Source organism: Lachnospira eligens, from assembly GCF_009680455.1.
Lineage (GTDB): Bacteria > Bacillota > Clostridia > Lachnospirales > Lachnospiraceae > Lachnospira > Lachnospira eligens_A.
The window spans coordinates 85,330-101,744 of sequence record NZ_WKRD01000008.1; the positions used below are offsets into that span (position 1 = coordinate 85,330).

At 41.3% G+C, this 16,415-nt stretch carries 16 protein-coding genes and 1 riboswitch; of the genes, 11 read left to right on the forward strand and 5 right to left on the reverse strand.

Translation table 11 applies throughout. The features are described from left to right. Window positions 1–7: 7 nt before the first annotated feature. Window positions 8–502 carry a QueT transporter family protein gene (locus GKE48_RS11080; RefSeq protein WP_118008616.1) on the reverse strand — a complete coding sequence of 165 codons (495 nt, stop codon included), beginning with the start codon at window positions 500–502 and terminating at the stop codon, window positions 8–10. A 229-nt stretch (window positions 503–731) separates the two neighbouring features. On the opposite strand from GKE48_RS11080, the gene GKE48_RS11085 reads away from it, so the two are divergent. Both GKE48_RS11085 and GKE48_RS11090 read left to right on the forward strand, forming a co-directional pair. Further along, window positions 732–1,226, forward strand: a complete 495-nt coding sequence (locus GKE48_RS11085) for a hypothetical protein (protein WP_154301084.1) — start codon at window positions 732–734, stop codon at window positions 1,224–1,226. Continuing rightward, entirely contained in the window at window positions 1,226–1,495 is a 270-nt protein-coding gene (locus tag GKE48_RS11090; protein WP_154301085.1) for a DUF1294 domain-containing protein, read from the forward strand. The genes GKE48_RS11085 and GKE48_RS11090 overlap by 1 nt, the downstream gene beginning before the upstream one ends. Before the next feature lie 114 nt (window positions 1,496–1,609). Here the strand turns inward: GKE48_RS11090 and GKE48_RS11095 are convergent, their stop codons facing one another. Then, window positions 1,610–2,437 carry an amidohydrolase family protein gene (locus tag GKE48_RS11095; RefSeq protein ID WP_173016927.1) on the reverse strand — a complete coding sequence of 276 codons (828 nt, stop codon included), beginning with the start codon at window positions 2,435–2,437 and terminating at the stop codon, window positions 1,610–1,612. Between the two features lie 409 nt (window positions 2,438–2,846). Here GKE48_RS11095 and GKE48_RS14965 point away from each other — a divergent pair, with 409 nt between their 5' ends. The 6 genes from GKE48_RS14965 (at window position 2,847) to GKE48_RS11120 (ending at window position 9,120) form a co-directional block, all read left to right on the forward strand. Then, a complete protein-coding gene (locus tag GKE48_RS14965; protein WP_279238058.1) occupies window positions 2,847–2,972 on the forward strand; it encodes a hypothetical protein in 126 nt (41 codons plus the stop codon). A 235-nt stretch (window positions 2,973–3,207) separates the two neighbouring features. Continuing rightward, window positions 3,208–4,932 (forward strand): adenylyl-sulfate reductase subunit alpha, encoded by a 1,725-nt coding sequence (locus GKE48_RS11100; protein WP_154301127.1) that lies wholly within the window; start codon window positions 3,208–3,210, stop codon window positions 4,930–4,932. Next, window positions 4,913–5,227 carry a 4Fe-4S dicluster domain-containing protein gene (locus GKE48_RS11105; protein WP_022099023.1) on the forward strand — a complete coding sequence of 105 codons (315 nt, stop codon included), beginning with the start codon at window positions 4,913–4,915 and terminating at the stop codon, window positions 5,225–5,227. The genes GKE48_RS11100 and GKE48_RS11105 overlap by 20 nt, the downstream gene beginning before the upstream one ends. Before the next feature lie 11 nt (window positions 5,228–5,238). Beyond that, window positions 5,239–6,138 carry a sulfate adenylyltransferase subunit CysD gene (cysD, locus tag GKE48_RS11110; protein WP_154301087.1) on the forward strand — a complete coding sequence of 300 codons (900 nt, stop codon included), beginning with the start codon at window positions 5,239–5,241 and terminating at the stop codon, window positions 6,136–6,138. A gap of 1 nt (window position 6,139) precedes the next feature. Then, entirely contained in the window at window positions 6,140–7,729 is a 1,590-nt protein-coding gene (locus tag GKE48_RS11115; protein ID WP_154301088.1) for a sulfate adenylyltransferase subunit 1, read from the forward strand. A 335-nt stretch (window positions 7,730–8,064) separates the two neighbouring features. Then, window positions 8,065–9,120, forward strand: coding sequence for a sulfate ABC transporter substrate-binding protein (locus GKE48_RS11120; RefSeq protein WP_055286526.1), 1,056 nt, complete (start codon window positions 8,065–8,067; stop codon window positions 9,118–9,120). Between the two features lie 332 nt (window positions 9,121–9,452). Here GKE48_RS11120 and GKE48_RS11125 read toward each other — a convergent pair whose 3' ends face one another. Then, a complete protein-coding gene (locus GKE48_RS11125; RefSeq protein ID WP_154301089.1) occupies window positions 9,453–10,658 on the reverse strand; it encodes a cation:proton antiporter in 1,206 nt (401 codons plus the stop codon). Between the two features lie 69 nt (window positions 10,659–10,727). Beyond that, window positions 10,728–10,800: riboswitch (Fluoride riboswitch) on the reverse strand. Between the two features lie 243 nt (window positions 10,801–11,043). On the opposite strand from GKE48_RS11125, the gene GKE48_RS11130 reads away from it, so the two are divergent. Beyond that, on the forward strand, window positions 11,044–12,942 hold the full coding sequence (locus GKE48_RS11130; protein ID WP_154301090.1) for an AAA family ATPase: 1,899 nt from the start codon (window positions 11,044–11,046) through the stop codon (window positions 12,940–12,942). Between the two features lie 59 nt (window positions 12,943–13,001). On the opposite strand, the gene GKE48_RS11135 is transcribed toward GKE48_RS11130, so the two are convergent. Both GKE48_RS11135 and GKE48_RS11140 read right to left on the reverse strand, forming a co-directional pair. After that, the gene (locus GKE48_RS11135; RefSeq protein WP_154301091.1) at window positions 13,002–14,405 is read right to left on the reverse strand and encodes a PH domain-containing protein; all 1,404 of its coding nucleotides are present in this window, start codon (window positions 14,403–14,405) and stop codon (window positions 13,002–13,004) included. 60 nt (window positions 14,406–14,465) lie between these two features. Beyond that, on the reverse strand, window positions 14,466–14,849 hold the full coding sequence (locus tag GKE48_RS11140) for a GntR family transcriptional regulator (RefSeq protein ID WP_154301092.1): 384 nt from the start codon (window positions 14,847–14,849) through the stop codon (window positions 14,466–14,468). Window positions 14,850–15,034: 185 nt separating this feature from the next. Between GKE48_RS11140 and GKE48_RS11145 the strand changes: the two genes are divergently transcribed. Beyond that, window positions 15,035–15,211, forward strand: coding sequence for a hypothetical protein (locus GKE48_RS11145; RefSeq protein ID WP_154301093.1), 177 nt, complete (start codon window positions 15,035–15,037; stop codon window positions 15,209–15,211). Between the two features lie 360 nt (window positions 15,212–15,571). Continuing rightward, entirely contained in the window at window positions 15,572–16,414 is an 843-nt protein-coding gene (gene cysT, locus GKE48_RS11150; protein WP_022099030.1) for a sulfate ABC transporter permease subunit CysT, read from the forward strand. Window position 16,415: the final 1 nt, after the last annotated feature.

Consider the following 16,415-nt stretch of genomic DNA (forward strand, 5'->3'; position numbering starts at 1 on the left):
GTGTGAATTATTCCGCATCACCGAAGATTACATGTCTTACTGGTGTAAGTGCATATAAAAGTATCATGCCGATGATTCCGCATACGATTATCTCGCCAGCACCAACTGTAACGAAGAACATTGCAAACATGCCCTCTGAGCCGTAAGCAAACTTAAGTACGAATGGTACAATGATTGTGTTAGCAACAATTGGTGGAACTGGTGCAAGCCACTTATGCTTTCTTAACAGGTATGTTCCGATTGCGCCGATAAGTGTTGCAATGCTTCCAAATACTACATCCCATACAATTGCGCCACCAAGGATGTTAGCAATTATACAGCCAACAAATAATCCAGGGATTGCTGCAGGTGTAAAGTAAGGCAGTATTGTGAGTGCCTCCGCAATTCGAAACTGCACTGGTCCGAAACTGATGTAGTTAAAGATTACTACAAGTACGACATAGATTGCTGCGATAACAGCGGCCTGTGTGATGAATTTCACACTCATTCCTTTTTTCTTCATATTCAATTATCTCCTTTAGTTTTGTTTTGCGTGTGGAAGGTCTCGAACACACGATTTGTTACTGTGTCATAACACAGCCTGTGTAGTTTAGCAGATTATCATGAGATTGGCAAGTACAAATGTATATTATATGTGAATGTAAGCTGGATGTAAGTTTCGTGTTATATAATTGTGGTAAATAAAGAAGCACATTTTTAATAAGAGACATTGAAAAAGGAGGGCGAGATTTATGGATGATAAAAATGTTGTTAAGAAAAGGGTGACTTTGGCTATTGTATTTGCAGTATTCATTGTTGTGGTAATTGCAGTAATACTGCTTATCAAGCCAGTAATGTCTAAGGTTCAGGAGAATCGCACAGCAAAGGTGTCTCAGGAAACGGCACAGGAAGCGGAAGAATTTCTTAAGACTAAGTATCCGGAAGTTGTGATTGAGAAGCGCGAAATGTATGTCGAAGAGCATAAGCCGCAGGAGAATACGCAGTATATTAGCAGCAAGAGCATTGATACGGAATATTCGTATGCATCTTACGTATTCTATGGTACAATGGATACACCAGATGCGAAAGGAGACAGCGTCATAATCTATATGTCGGATAGCGGAAAGTCGCCATATTATACTGTTAAGGACAGCACGGATAAAGATGATGCAAAATGGCAGATGTCGATTGTGCAGAATAAGTTAGGCAATGCTAAGACTTGGGATTATGCATTTAAAGAAAAGTAATGCTTAAGATTATAGGAATATATTTATTGATTATTAATGTAGTAACATTTGCTTTGTATGGAATTGATAAGTGGAAAGCGATACACAACAAATGGCGCATAAGGGAGGCGACTCTTCTTATTACAGCACTAATCGGCGGTTCGCTTGGAGCTTTTATTGCAATGCAGATGTTCAGGCATAAGACAAAAAAGTGGTATTTTAAGTATACGGTTCCTGCTATGCTTGTTGTGCATGTGGTGGGGATGATTATATTGGTGGTTAAATTGTAAGCAGGCTGTTATGTGGGACAGCCTGCTTGATTTATGTTTGGTGAATATGTGCGTTGTCGAAAAAATAAACTGTAAAAAATTTTTAGGTTATAACCGCAAAACTTTCTGATTGAATTATAGATTAAGGAGTGTAACCGCATTTTTACCAAGTATTGCATCGGTATCTTTTTCTGAAAATCCACACTCTTTTATTAAATCTACTGCGTCTTTCTGGTCGTCCCATGGGCTGTCAGAGCCGAATAATATGTGGTCTGCACCGTGAATGTTGACCATTTTCTTGAATTTTTCTATTGGAAGGCTTGTGTTGTGATTGAGCTTCTTGATGCATGATGATGTATCGAGATATACATTTTTCATGTAATCTTCCTCTAATATGGAGGAAACTTCGTTCCATTGTCCCCAGCCACCCATGTGTGCAAGGACGAGTTTTTCAGGTTTTACTTCCTGAATCATTGTCGTAAGCCTGTCTACGCTTGACTCGTCGCAGCCCGGAAAACTCACATCGAAGCCTGCATGTATAAGTATTATAAGCCCGAGTGCTGATGCATATTCGATAAGCCTTAATGACTGCATATCATCTATATTGGTTTTCTGGAAAACCGGGTGAAGCTTGATGCCTTTGAAACCATTGTTGGAAAGCCAGTTTAATATTTCTCTGAAATTCTCACAAGCCGGGTGTATTGCCCCAAATGAAATTAGCCCGGTTGTCTTACTTGTTTCATTAGTCTTTAAAGCAAGTGTATTGATTGTGTCGCACTGATTAGGCTTGGTTGCCACGGGAAGCAGTACGGAGTAATCAATTCCAGCTTTTTTCATTGAATCTGTAAGAGAATGTACTCTGCCATCAAGATAATTGTGTATTCCTCCGCTGTGGGCTAATGTGCCAACTGCTCTGTCAGCAAGTTCATCTGGAAATGTATGTGTATGGAAATCTATTATCATAAAGCCTCCTTGAGAATGGGGATATACGGCTGTCATCTGCTGCTGTGTAGGTGACAGCCGCATATCAGTCACTACATATATAATAACCATTTTGTCATGGTGTATACAATTGTTTAAGTGTTATATTTGCTCCGCTTTATTATGTATATATTTTTCGTATAAAATCAAGTTCTTTTTTGGGGGATGACCTACTAAAGCTGATAGAAGTGGAAGATTAGTAGGCAAAATCAAGCAAGATAAAGAGCAGTAGGGAGGATAACAGCCGGGAAAGACCTACTAAAGAGAGCGTAAGCAGCAGATTAGTAGGCGAAATTAAGTAAGAAGGGGTGCGGATGGGAAGGAAATAGTTGTGAAAGACCTACTAAAGTTGAGGGAAATGGTAAATTAGTAGGCAAATTCTAGCAAGAAGATGAGCGGATGGGAAGAAAATAGTTGTGAAAGACCTACTAAAGTTGAGAAAAGAGGAGAATTAGTAGGTGAAATCAAGCAAGATAAAGAGCAGGAGGGAGGAAATCAACCGAGAAAGACCTATTAAAGTTGAGAAAAGAGGGAGATTAGTAGGCACCTAGCCAATACCCAGCTCCTTACTAGGCCAATATCCAGCCCCATACTCAGCTAATACCGAGCCAATACCTGGCTCCCCCACAATTCAAATAACAATAATCTGCAAAAACCCTATTGACAAATAAGAAATTGAGAATATAATGATTTACATACCAATATACTATGTTTATATGGAAATAGATTTTGCAAGAAGATTATGCAGAAATATGCAAGGAGGTACATGGAGGTTGAAGAATAGAATTATTGACACAGATGTACTTATTATAGGTGGCGGAACGGCAGGGTGTTTTGCAGGTATTACGCTTGGAAAGAAGAAAGACCTTGATGTACTGATTGTTGAGAAGGCGAACATTGTACGAAGCGGATGTCTTGCGGCAGGCGTTAATGCAATTAATGCTTATATCACTAAAGGCAGAGTTCTACAGGATTATGTTGATTATTGTAAGAAGGACGCAGATGGAATAGTAAGAGAGGATTTGCTTCTTTCAATGTCGGAAAGACTCAATCATGTAACTAAGGTAATGGAGGACTTAGGACTTGTAATCCTTAAAGATGAGAATGGAGATTATGTTGCGAGAGGAAACCGCAATATTAAGATAAATGGTGAGAATATCAAGCCGATACTGGCAGATGCAGTTAAGAAGCAGGACAATGTAGCGGTAATCAATCACCTGAATATAACAGATTTCATAGTAGAGAATAACAAGATTAAAGGTGCATACGGATTTGATGTCAATGATGCAGTGTTCTACGAGATAAATGCGAAGGCAGTTCTTGTGGCTACTGGCGGAGCGGCAGGCCTTTACAGACCTAACAATCCTGGATTTTCAAGACATAAAATGTGGTATCCACCGTTCAATACAGGAGCCGGATATGCAATGGGAATCAATGCAGGTGCGGAGATGACCACATTTGAGATGAGATTCATTGCTTTAAGATGTAAAGATACGATTGCTCCGACAGGAACTATCGCACAGGGAGTTCCGGCAAAGCAGCTTAATTCCAACGGTGAAGTGTATGAGAACAAATATGGTCTTACAACTTCACAGAGACTTTACGGAACAGTTACGGAAAACCGCGAGGGCAGAGGTCCTTGCTATCTTGGAACTAAGGGAATAAGCAGGGAGCAGGAGAAAGACCTTTACAAAGCATATCTTAACATGGCACCGAGCCAGACGCTTAAGTGGCTTGAGGCAGCGGGCGGTCCTTCTGAGGAAAATGTTGAGATAGAAGGAACTGAGCCATACATAGTCGGAGGTCATACAGCGAGTGGTTACTGGGTTGATAACAACCGCGAGACTACAATTCACGGGCTTTTTGCAGCGGGTGATGTTGCAGGCGGATGTCCTCAGAAATATGTGACAGGAGCTCTGGCAGAGGGCGAGATTGCAGCACAGGCAATAGCTGAAAGGCTTGAAGGCTCAGGAAAGGGCTTTGTTGTAAATGAGGTGGCAGATTCAGAATTGTCTGAGAACGCATTTGCAAAGAAGAGCGAGTATGAGAGATTTCTTAATAATAAGCAGGGACTGGTTGATATCGAGCAGACTGAGGAAGCAATGCAGAAGATTATGGACCAGTACGCAGGTGGCATAAGCACTGATTATCAGTACAATGAAGCAAGACTTGAGCTTGCAGATGAGAAGATTAAATTCTTAGAGCAGAGCATTGATAATCTTGCGGCACAGGATGCAGATGACTTGCTTAGAATCTATGAGATAAGAGAAAGACTTACGGTGTGCAGAAGTGTTATAGCACATTTGAAAGCAAGAAAAGAAACCCGTTGGCACAGCTTTGCGGAGAATATGGATTATCCGGCTAAGAGTGATGACTGGTTAAAATATGTCAACTCCCGCAAGGAGAATGGCGAGATTAAGATAATCATAAGAGACCTTGTGAGGGGAGGCGACAGCTATGAGCATTCAGATAAATAAGTTAAAATGCGTTGGCTGCGGGAAGTGCGTTGAAGCCTGTCCTGGCAATCTTATTAAGAAAGATACTGATGGAAAAGCATTTATAAAGCATGTCAAGGACTGCTGGGGTTGCACATCATGTCTTAAAGAATGTCGTTTTGAGGCAATTAATTTCTTTCTGGGTGCTGATGTCGGCGGCAAGGGAAGCACTCTTTCGTTCAGACAGAATGGAAGCATCAATACATGGACGGTGACTTCGCCAGACGGAACAGTTAAGACGCTTGAGGTCAACAGACAAGAATCTAATAAATATTAGGGAGGAATATCATGGGTAATTTATCACATTTGGACGCACTCGAAGCAGAGGCGATATATATTATAAGGGAAGTTGCAGCAGAATGCGAAAAGCCGGTAATGCTGTATTCTATAGGAAAGGACAGCTCAGTTATGCTTCATCTTGCAATGAAAGCTTTCTATCCTGAGAAACCGCCATTTCCATTTCTTCACATCGATACAACATGGAAGTTTAAGGAAATGATTAAGTTCAGAGATGAGACGGCCAAGAAGCTTGGAATTGAGATGTTTACTTACACTAACGAAGAAGGTGTTAAGCAGGGAATTAATCCATTTGACCACGGCTCAGCTTACACTGATATCATGAAGACTCAGGCTCTTAAGCAGGCACTTAACAAATACGGCTTCACAGCAGCATTTGGCGGCGGACGAAGAGACGAGGAGAAATCAAGAGCTAAGGAGAGAATTTTCTCTTTCAGAAATACAGCACAGGCATGGGATCCTAAGAACCAGCGTCCGGAAATGTGGAAGCTTTACAACACTAAGATTCACAAGGGCGAGAGTATGAGAGTTTTCCCTATCTCTAACTGGACTGAGAAGGATATCTGGCAGTACATCCAGAGAGAAAAGATTGATATTGTACCTCTTTATTTTGCAGCAGAAAGACCTGTTGTATACCGTGACGGCAATATCATCATGGTTGATGATGACAGAATGAGACTTCTTCCAGGCGAAAAGCCACAGATGAAGAAGGTAAGATTCAGAACTCTTGGCTGTTATCCACTTACAGGCGGTGTTGAGTCAGACGCAGAAACTCTTGACGAGATTATCGAAGAGACTTTAAGTGCGGTTGAATCAGAGAGAACAAGCCGTGTTATAGACCATGAGGAAGCAGGAAGCATGGAAAGAAGAAAGAAAGAGGGGTACTTCTAGAATGAAAGGTTTACTTAAATTTATTACATGCGGTAGTGTTGATGATGGAAAATCTACACTTATCGGACACATTTTATATGATTCAAAGTTATTGTATGCAGATCAGGAGAAGGCGTTAGAGCTTGATTCCAAGGTCGGAAGCCGTGAAGGTAAGATTGATTATTCACTTCTTCTTGATGGTCTTATGGCTGAGAGAGAGCAGGGAATTACTATTGATGTTGCTTACAGATATTTTACAACTGACAACAGAAGCTTTATCGTTGCTGATACTCCGGGACATGAGGAGTACACAAGAAACATGGCGGTTGGTGCTTCATTTGCAGACCTTGCAGTAATCCTTGTTGATGCAAAGCAGGGCGTGCTTATCCAGACTAAGAGACACGCAAGAATCTGCGCACTCATGGGAATTAAGCATTTTGTATTTGCAGTTAATAAGATGGACCTTGTTGGTTACAGTGAGGAGCGTTTCAACGAGATTAATGCGCAGATAGCAGAGCTTACAAAGGAGCTTTCTTTAGCAGATGTAGTTGTTATCCCTGTTTCGGCAACTGAGGGTGACAATGTAACAACTAAGTCTGAAAATATTCCTTGGTATAAGGGTCAGGCACTTCTTCCTTATCTTGAGCAGGTTGATGTTGATGATACTGAGGAAGAAAAGGGCTTCTACATGCCTGTTCAGAGAGTATGCCGTCCAAATCATGAATTCCGTGGTTTCCAGGGCCAGATTGAGGCAGGAAGCGTATCTGTTGGTGACGAGATTATCACTCTTCCAACTAAGGAGCATGTTCATGTTAAGAGCATCCATGTCGGTGACAAGGAAGCCCAGACTGCTTCTATCGGACAGCCGGTTACTATCCAGTTAGACCGTGAGGTTGATGTTTCAAGAGGTTCTGTTCTTGCAGCAGGTGCTGACTTAAAGCTTGCAACTGAGATTACAGCTACTATTCTCTGGATGGACGATGATGTTCTTACTAATAACAAGAACTTTTTTGTAAAGATTGGAACAAGACTTATTCCGGGCGTTGTTACTGAGATTGTCAATACTATTGATGTTAATACAGGTGAGGAGAAGCCGGCAGCTTTCCTTAAGAAAAATGAAATCGCTGTATGCAAGATTTCTCTTGCTGATGTAATTGTTGTTGATGAATTTGACCTTCACAAGACTATGGGGGAGCTTATCCTCATAGACCGTGTTACTAATATGACTAGTGCCTGTGGCGTTGTCCGTGAAGTTAATGAGGAAGCTGATGATGTTAAGGAAGTTGACGCAGCTTTCAGAGCTGAGCTTAACAACCAGAAGCCTGTTGTTGTAGAGACAGTTCTTTCAGACAAGATTAATGTTGATTTCTTAAACAAGGTTGAGAAGGAGCTTCTTCTTGACAGCAAGCATGTATATCTGTATGTTCCAGCAGAAGGCGAGGATTATACAAATGTTGTGACTCACCTTGTAAATGCAGGTATTGTTGTTATTCTTGCACTTAGTAAGGCAGCTGATCTTAAGATTGATGGCGCAGAAGTGCTTGCAGGCTGGGAGTCTGAGGTTGACGCCACTACTGTGGATGTGGCTGAGTTTATTAAGAAGAATGCGTAGGCTGGGGGAAGAACGGACGCTGCACTAGAACTTATAAAGCAACGCAGGCACGCTTTCGCTGCTTGTCGCTCGCAGCGGTACTAAGCTTGTCAGGATTTGCCTCACTTTGTGAGGCTGTCCTGACGAGCTAAGTGCCGGCGGCTCCAAAGCACCTGCGTTGCTTTATAAGTTTAGTGCTGCTGGGGTTCTTTCCCGCTGCGTGGGGTTACTTCAGGGTTGGAAGTGTTGGCAGACGTGCGGTAAAGGGCGCTTCGCTGCTTTACCTTGGGTTTGGCAAAGCTTGCTTCGCTGCTTTGCCTAGTTTAGGAATATATTTATGTGGGAGTCAGGTATAGATGAAAAAATATGGATTTTTTAAAAAGTTAATATGTTTAGGTATGATTTTCAGCCTGACTTTTATTGGACTTTCTGGCTGTGGGCAGAAGAAGACGGAACTTGTTAATGTTTCTTATGATGCCACAAGAGAGTTTTATAAGGAGTATAACAGGCTTTTTGAGGATTACTGGTATGGCAGGACTGGCGAGAAGGTTGAGGTTATCCAGTCTCATGGCGGTTCAGGAAAGCAGGCGCTTGAGGTTGCTAACGGTCTTGGTGCTGATGTTGTCACGCTTGCTCTTGAGGGAGATGTTAATGTTATAAGGGACGAAGGGCTGATTGATGACGGATATATCAATGATTATTCTGATGACAGCGCGCCTTACACTTCTACGATTGTCTTTCTTGTAAGAAAGGGCAATCCTAAGAATATTAAGGACTGGGATGACCTTCTTAATGACGGGGTTAAGGTTATTACCCCTAATCCTAAGACTTCCGGAGGAGCCAGATGGAATTTCCTTGCGGCATGGTATTATTTTAAGAAGCAGGGACAGAATGATGAACAGGTTCAGGCAAGTGTTACCAAGCTTTACAAGAATGTGGCAGTGCTTGATTCAGGCGCAAGAGGCTCTTCTACAACATTTGCAGAGAACGGACAGGGGGATGTTCTGATTGCATGGGAAAATGAAGCATTTTTTGCATTACAGGAATATCCGGGCGAGTATGAGATTGTCGTTCCGTCCGCATCTGTATTGTGCCAGCCAACGGTTGCAAAGGTTGACGAGGTCACACAGATGAATGGAACAGAATGGTTGGCAGACGCCTATCTTTCTTTCCTGTACACTGATGACGCACAAAGGCTTGAGGCGCAGAATTTCTACCGCCCTGTAAATAAGGATATCCAGAAGGAATACGAGGCTTCCAGTGATTCAAGAAATATCAAGGAAATCCCTTCCGACGGCAAATGGATTGTCAAGAACATTGACATGGCGGATATCGGGTATTTTGGCGGCTGGGAAGCGGCTACACAGAAGTTTTTCTCTGATGGTGGAATATTTGATAAGATATATGATTAATTAAAATGTTTTGTTGAATATACTGCGCGGTTGAATATATTGAGCGAATCTGACTATGCACAGGTACATGAAGCCTACTAATATAGAGCAAGTTGTTGGTTTAGTAGGTTTCTGCGGAGAATATTATAAGTTGTTTAAGTGAGAAGACCTACTAATCAATCAGGGAAGATATGATTAGTAGGTCTTTCACTCGCAAATTGCTTACAGTTCTTAGTAAAATGTGGAAAAAGACCTACGAAAATATGTTAATTTAACAATATAGTAGGTTATGAGCCAGAAAGTATATGCATAAACTATGGAAATGACCTACTATATTGAGTGTATAATGGCTTTTAGTAGGTTTTATCCTCTTTCAGCAGCCTCTTATAAGTACAGTCGATGCCAAGCGCGCCAAGCGGAGCAGTAACTATGATTGCGAGCACAGCTACGGAAAGCACTATCTGTCCGCAGGCGAGTCCGGCGGCTAAAGGAACAGAGCCGATGGCTGCCTGGACGGTTGCTTTAGGAAGATAGGCAATTACACAGAAAAGGCGTTCCTTCCATGTAAGGTTTGTCTTTACGGTGCAGAGAAGCACTCCGGCAGCTCTGAAAACAAGTGCGGCGAGAATCATAAGCAAGGCTGGAAGTCCGGCTTTCAGTGTGTAGCGGATATCGACAGCCGCGCCGACAAGCACGAACAATATTACTTCAGCAGCGAGCCATAGCTTGCCAAATTTTTCGGACAGACGGGCTGATACGGCGGGGACACATTTAAACTTAAGAGTACATGCCATAGCGACAACAGCAAGCAGCCCTGAAACAGACACTTTTCCTTCAAGCCAGCCCTCAATTGCAATAAGAAGGAAAGAGAAGCCAAGCACGATGATAACCTTCATGTTGTTTCTTACGGTATGTTTGCGGGCGTATGATGTTTCAAAGAACAGATACAGTCCCAATCCGGTTACTATGCCAAGTATTATGCCGAGTATAATAGACACAGGAATATTTACGAAATCCATAACATTAGCCCTGCCGCCCTGTGCCACATTTAAAAATGTAGTGAACAACACTATTACAAATATGTCATCGCATGAAGCCCCAGACAGTATCATCTGCGGAATCGCTTTGTCAGTTCCGTAGTGTTTCTCAATCAGCATTACCATTCGTGGAACGACAACCGCAGGAGAAACAGCGGCGAGAACCGCGCCCATCACGGCAGCTTCGGCGTGGTTAATTCCAAGAATTACAGGGGCAAGCAGAATATAACCGATGATTTCGCAGGAAGCCGGAATGAAGGACATGAGAATAGCACTTCGTCCGGCTTTTTTCAGGTCTTTTAAGTCAAGCGACAGACCGGCTTTGATAAGAATAATGATAAGAGCCATTTTTCGCAGATCAGCCGATATTGAAAGGATTGATGGGTCAAGAAAATCAAGGACATATGGCCCGAGGACAATACCGGTAACAAGCATACCGATGATTCTTGGCAGTTTCAGCTTCTGGCAGATTGCGCCCATGACGAGCCCAACCAGAAAGATAAGTGATAAAGATGTCAGCATAATAAGCCTCCTTAAAAATGTAGTAAATGCATTTATGAACGCAAAAAAAGCTGATGCTTCCTGCGACATAAAATCGTAGAAGTCATCAGCTTGAATAAGCAGTTTAGGTTTCCCAAGGGAGTACTTCATTCCCTTTGATATTTATAATACTTTGGGGCAGGATTGTCAAATGTAAATGAGGAAATATATAATATTTAAAGAAAAATATATAATTTCCGAAAATTAAAATGATATTTCTTGAAAATGCCTTGATATTTCCGAAAAATTGCGTAGAATATAATATAGATGTATATAAATGTTGTGAATTAAGTAAGAGGCGGTGTGGAATCTGTGTACATGACACGGATTTCAGTATGTGCAGTAATGCACAGAAAAGAGGGGCTTTATGGATATTAGATATATTAAGGCGAAGGAATTATCCGCAAGATGGGGCGTGACGCCGAGAAGAATTAACCAGTTGTGTACAGAGGGAAAGCTGCCGGGAGCTTATAAGGAAGGCAAGTTCTGGATGATACCTGACGATGTGGGCAGACCGGATTGTTTAAGGGAGAATAGGAATCTTTATGTCAGGGAAGACAGCGCTGTATACAACAGGAAGCGTCCCTGCCCGGTTGGAATAACATCTTATAAAGAAGTGTCGAATGAATGTTATTATGTAGACAAAACATTGCTTATTAGGGACATTATAGATAATCACAGTAAGGTGTATTTATTTACAAGACCGAGAAGATTCGGAAAGACACTTACTATGGACATGGTTCGCACATTTTTTGAAAAGACTGATACGGATACATCAGTGTATTTTAAGAATAAGAAGATATGGCGAGAGGGCGCGCTGTATAAGGAGAAGCAGGGGCAGTACCCGGTGATTTTTCTTACATTTAAAGACGCCCACCAGTCAACATGGCAGGACATGTACGCAAGTCTCTGCTTTACATTAAGGAATGAATTTTTGCGACATATTGAACTGACGACAAGCGCCAGATTAAGTGACTATGATAAGAAGTATCTTAAGTCAATACTTGATGATGAGGCAACGATAATAGATTATCAGTTTGCACTGGGGAAGCTGTCGGCAATGCTTTCAAAGCATTATGGCAGGAATGTAATCGTGATAATTGACGAGTACGATACGCCAATCCAGCAAGGACATATATTCGGTTATTATGATGAAGTGATTGGCTTTATGAGAAATCTTTTGTCGGCTGTCTTAAAGGACAATCCAAGTCTGGAACTGGGGATTCTCACGGGAATTCTCCGCATAGCTAAGGAAAGCCTGTTCAGCGGGCTTAACAATCTTGTGGTTAATACAATTCTTGATGATGAATATTCGCAATATTTTGGATTTACGGAAGAGGAAGTTTCTGCTATGGCGCAGTACTACGGCGTGTCTGACCGGCTGGGTGAGATTAAGGAATGGTATGACGGCTATATGTTTGGCAGAACCGGAATATATAATCCGTGGTCGGTTATTAATTACTTCAATAACAAATGTGTTCCCAAAGCCTTCTGGTCAAGAACAAGTGGCAATGAGATAATCGGCGAGCTGTTTAATAGTGCTGATACCACATTTGCAGACAACTTATTAAGATTGCTGCAGGGCAGTACTATTCAGGCAATTGTTGACACAGATATCATATATCCTGAGATTAATGGAGACATTGATACAATATACAGCTTCCTTCTGGTTGCCGGATATCTGTGTGTGTCAGAGCATATTGGCTCTCTGTACGACAATCCGATATGCGCGCTGTCGATACCTAATTATGAGATAAAGAGCGTGTTCCAGAAGGAGATTATTGACAGATATAACGGCATATTTACAGGTGCGCTGCTAAGAAACTTTGCGGAATCAATCCGTACGGGAAATGCACATTTATTAACAGAAACCTTGCAGCAGTATCTTTTGCAGTCTGCAAGCGTGTTTGATACGGCACATGAGGATTTCTATCATGGGGTGGTATTTGGAATGCTTGCGGTATTGTCAGACAATTATTATATCTCGTCTAACAGGGAGTCAGGTGAGGGACGATTTGACATAGAGCTGCAACCGAAGAGCCGTGGCGGACACGGATATATCATAGAATTCAAAGCATGTAAGGAAGCTGAGCTTGAGAAGATGGCTGGCAGTGCAGTCAGACAGATTCAGCAGAAAAGTTACACAGCCAATCTTGAAAAGCATGGCGTGTCTGGGATTGGCATGTTCGGAGTTGCATTCAGTGGTAAGAAAGTGAGTGTGGCGTATGAGGAGCATGATGTGAAGAAGCGCAAGTCACGCGAATAGAAGAATTGCAGAAAAAAGGACGGTAAGAAGTTAATTCTTATCGTCCTTTTTGTCACGGATTATTTATCCTTAATTGCATTATACAGATTAACAATCTCGCCATCTTTCTTGGAATTCAAGAACACAGTCTGGTCAGCAGTTTTTATCATAAGTACAGGAGACACATCATTAAAAATGTAGAGATTACATTTGCCATAAGTATTTCCTTTGAATTTGCCGACAAGGTAACTGTCGGTTGCGCCGCCGTTATATCTGAAAAAATGGTCATCAGGCAGTGAATCCATCAGAGTAATTTCGGTAATGTCGTCAATGTTAATTCTGCTTGAGTAACCGCATGAAGATACATTTACAGTGCTATCAGTAGTCCTGATGTCGATAGTAACATGAATGTATGGAATTAATACAATAGTTGTCCATATTAGTAATCCAAGAATAACAGCCGTTATGCTTCCGGTGAATATCTTAGCACCTGTGCGGGCGTAGTTAAGCGAGTAGTTGGTCGAACACAGCCTGTCGGGTACGAAAAGGTGCGGGTCATTAGGATTGTAGTAAAATCCGGTCTTCCAGTAGTCATCATCATCAACAAATACTGGCTGTGTGTCAGCCTTAAGCATTTCATTCTTTCTGTTGCGTGCAAGAATAAGAATGACAGTGAGCGTGCAGCCGCTTAACAACTGCAGAATAATGTACATCCAGAAACTTAAATCTCCAACAGTATCCTGAATAATACACATTAAGACAAATGTTATCCATGCCACGAAGTTAAGAAGTGACATTACAAGCATTGCTGAAGCAATGTATTTCTTCATAGTCATATTAACAATGTTGTTAATGTCCGAATTAAGGCTGTATGCCTGATTCTGTCGTCTGTTCATATAAATGTGGAACACAAACCCGAATACAGAAACTATGACAGTACATATTGCAAATACAATAATCATTGAAAAATATGCTCTGTCCGTCCATGAATAGAATGGAATCAAAGCCAGCAGTTCTGCTGCAATTATGATGATGTGGTATCTAAAGCTGATTGGAGTTGCATCTGCATTTGCACAAGCACGCGTATCTATAAAGACCTTCTGTTTCTGGGATTCCACAAACCAGCCATTCTGTACCTTTAACAGATACATTTTCCGATGCGCTGAAAGCTGGATATACATAATTCCGAAAACGAACACGAGAATCCAGATTGTATACATAATAACGAAAATGATTATGTTCACAAAATTAAGAAAGCATATGGCTATTGAGAGTACTGCATTGATATTCTGAAAATATTTCATGCTTTTCTTAAAGTGTGTCATAAGTCGGGTGACATCGTCATCGTTAACATGGTCGCCTGGAATGTGGACTCCGATAAGCATTCCATTGTTGTATCGGTAGTTGGATTCATATGCAAATCTCATGATCAGGACTGTGAACATGTTGCATACGAAGAATAGCATAAACATTGCGATTTTCATAAGGAAACCTCCTTGTATAGTGGGACTGTGTGTGTTAATGCATGTGTGAATACAGGTATATTACATTGTGCAGGGATTCATCTTGGAATAAATATTTTCGCACATTTTTAAGAATTCTTCTTTATCCATTCCAGTAATGCTTGCTTCTGCTGACAGCAGCTCAAGTTCTGATTCAAGCTTTTCCCTGAATTCAATATCCATATTAATATTCTCGGCGACAAATGCACCAAGCCTTCTGTCGGTTTTAATAAAACCTTCAGCTTTAAGAATCTGGTAGGTTTTATTGACGGTCATTGTATTAACGCCTGCGTCAAAAGCAAGCTGTCTGACGGTCGGCAGTTTCTCACCAGCCTTAAGTTCTCCCTTGCCAATTCCTTTAACAATCTGATTTCTTAACTGTACATATATGGGTGTGTCGCTCGCAAAATCAAGTTCAATAACCATGTGAAGCTCCTTTCTGTAAAGAGAGGTGATTTATGTTTTATTTGTATTATATATAGTAATACAGATAAGACAAGAAGTCAAGAGAACAGGGTGAGGATAATTATAGGCATGAGATAATATTTGGGAAATGCCTACACAATTATGGTAATTATGTAGATTAGTAGGTCTGTTGAGGAGAATGCGAAGTGGTAAAAGAGAATATTGACAGAGAAAGACCTACGCAGGGAGGGAAAATTGGCAGGATAGTAGGTCTTTCGAGAGGGATGAGAGGGAATAAAAGAGAAACTAGAAGGAAAAAGACCTACACAAGGAAGGGAAAATGGCAGGATAGTAGGTCTTTTGAGAGGGATGAGAGGGAATAAAAGAGAAACTAGAAGGAGAAAGACCTACGCAGGGAGGGAAAATTGGCAGGATAGTAGGTCTTTCGAGAGGGATGAGAAGGAATAAAAGAGAAACTAGGAGGAAAAAGACCTACGCAAGCTAAGAAAACAAGATGTTTAGTAGGTTTACGGAGAAAAAAGCGTTCTGAAGAAAAGAGGCATCAGGAAAACAACCAGAAATCCTATAAACACTATTGACATATAAACCTAGTAGGTATATAATCTGCAACATAGTAACATATAAAATTAGTAGGAATTAAAAATCAATAAACATTTCAAGGATGGCGGAGTATTCGACAAGATATATGAGAAGAAGTGATTAAGGGAAGGGGAAACGACAGAATGAAAGAGAAGAAAAGAAAGAAAAAAAGAGTAATACCGGGCTTTGGTCTTTCATTTGGAATAACAATTGCAATGTTAGGATTTATTGTTGTTATCCCTTTATGTACCCTTGTGATATTCTCGGCAAAGCTGTCGTTTACTGAATTCATAACGACAGTTACAAGGCCGAGAGTGCTTTCAAGCTACAGAGTAAGTCTTCAGACAGCGTTAATCGCAGCACTTATAGACGCAGTTATGGGAACAATTCTTGCATGGGTTCTTGTAAGATACAACTTTCCGGGTAAGCAGATTATGAATGGAATAATTGAACTTCCATTTGCACTGCCGACAGCTGTTGCGGGTATAGCACTCACACATCTGACAACAACTAATGGCTGGCTTGGAGCATTTTTTGGCAAATTTGGAATCCGGATTGCATATACAAGGCTGGGAATTATATTCGCACTTATATTCGTTGGAATACCATTCGTAGTGAGGGCTGTCCAGCCGGTGCTGGAAAAGGTGGATATCCAGTACGAGGAGGCAGCCAACATGCTTGGAGCAACCAACAGACAGACAGTATTCAGGGTAATTCTTCCAGAGATACTTCCAGCACTTATCGGCGGATTCACAATGTCATTCGCAAGAGGACTTGGCGAATATGGCAGTGTCGTATTCATAGCAGGAAATACACCGTATGAGACAGAGATAGCACCGCTTATGATTATGTCAAAATTACAGGAATATGACTACGCAAGTGCAACATCAATAGCACTTGTAATGCTTTTCATCGCATTTATTATTCTCTTTATAAATGCAGTGTTACAGAGCAGGACATCGAAGATTGTAAGTGGAATTTCATAGA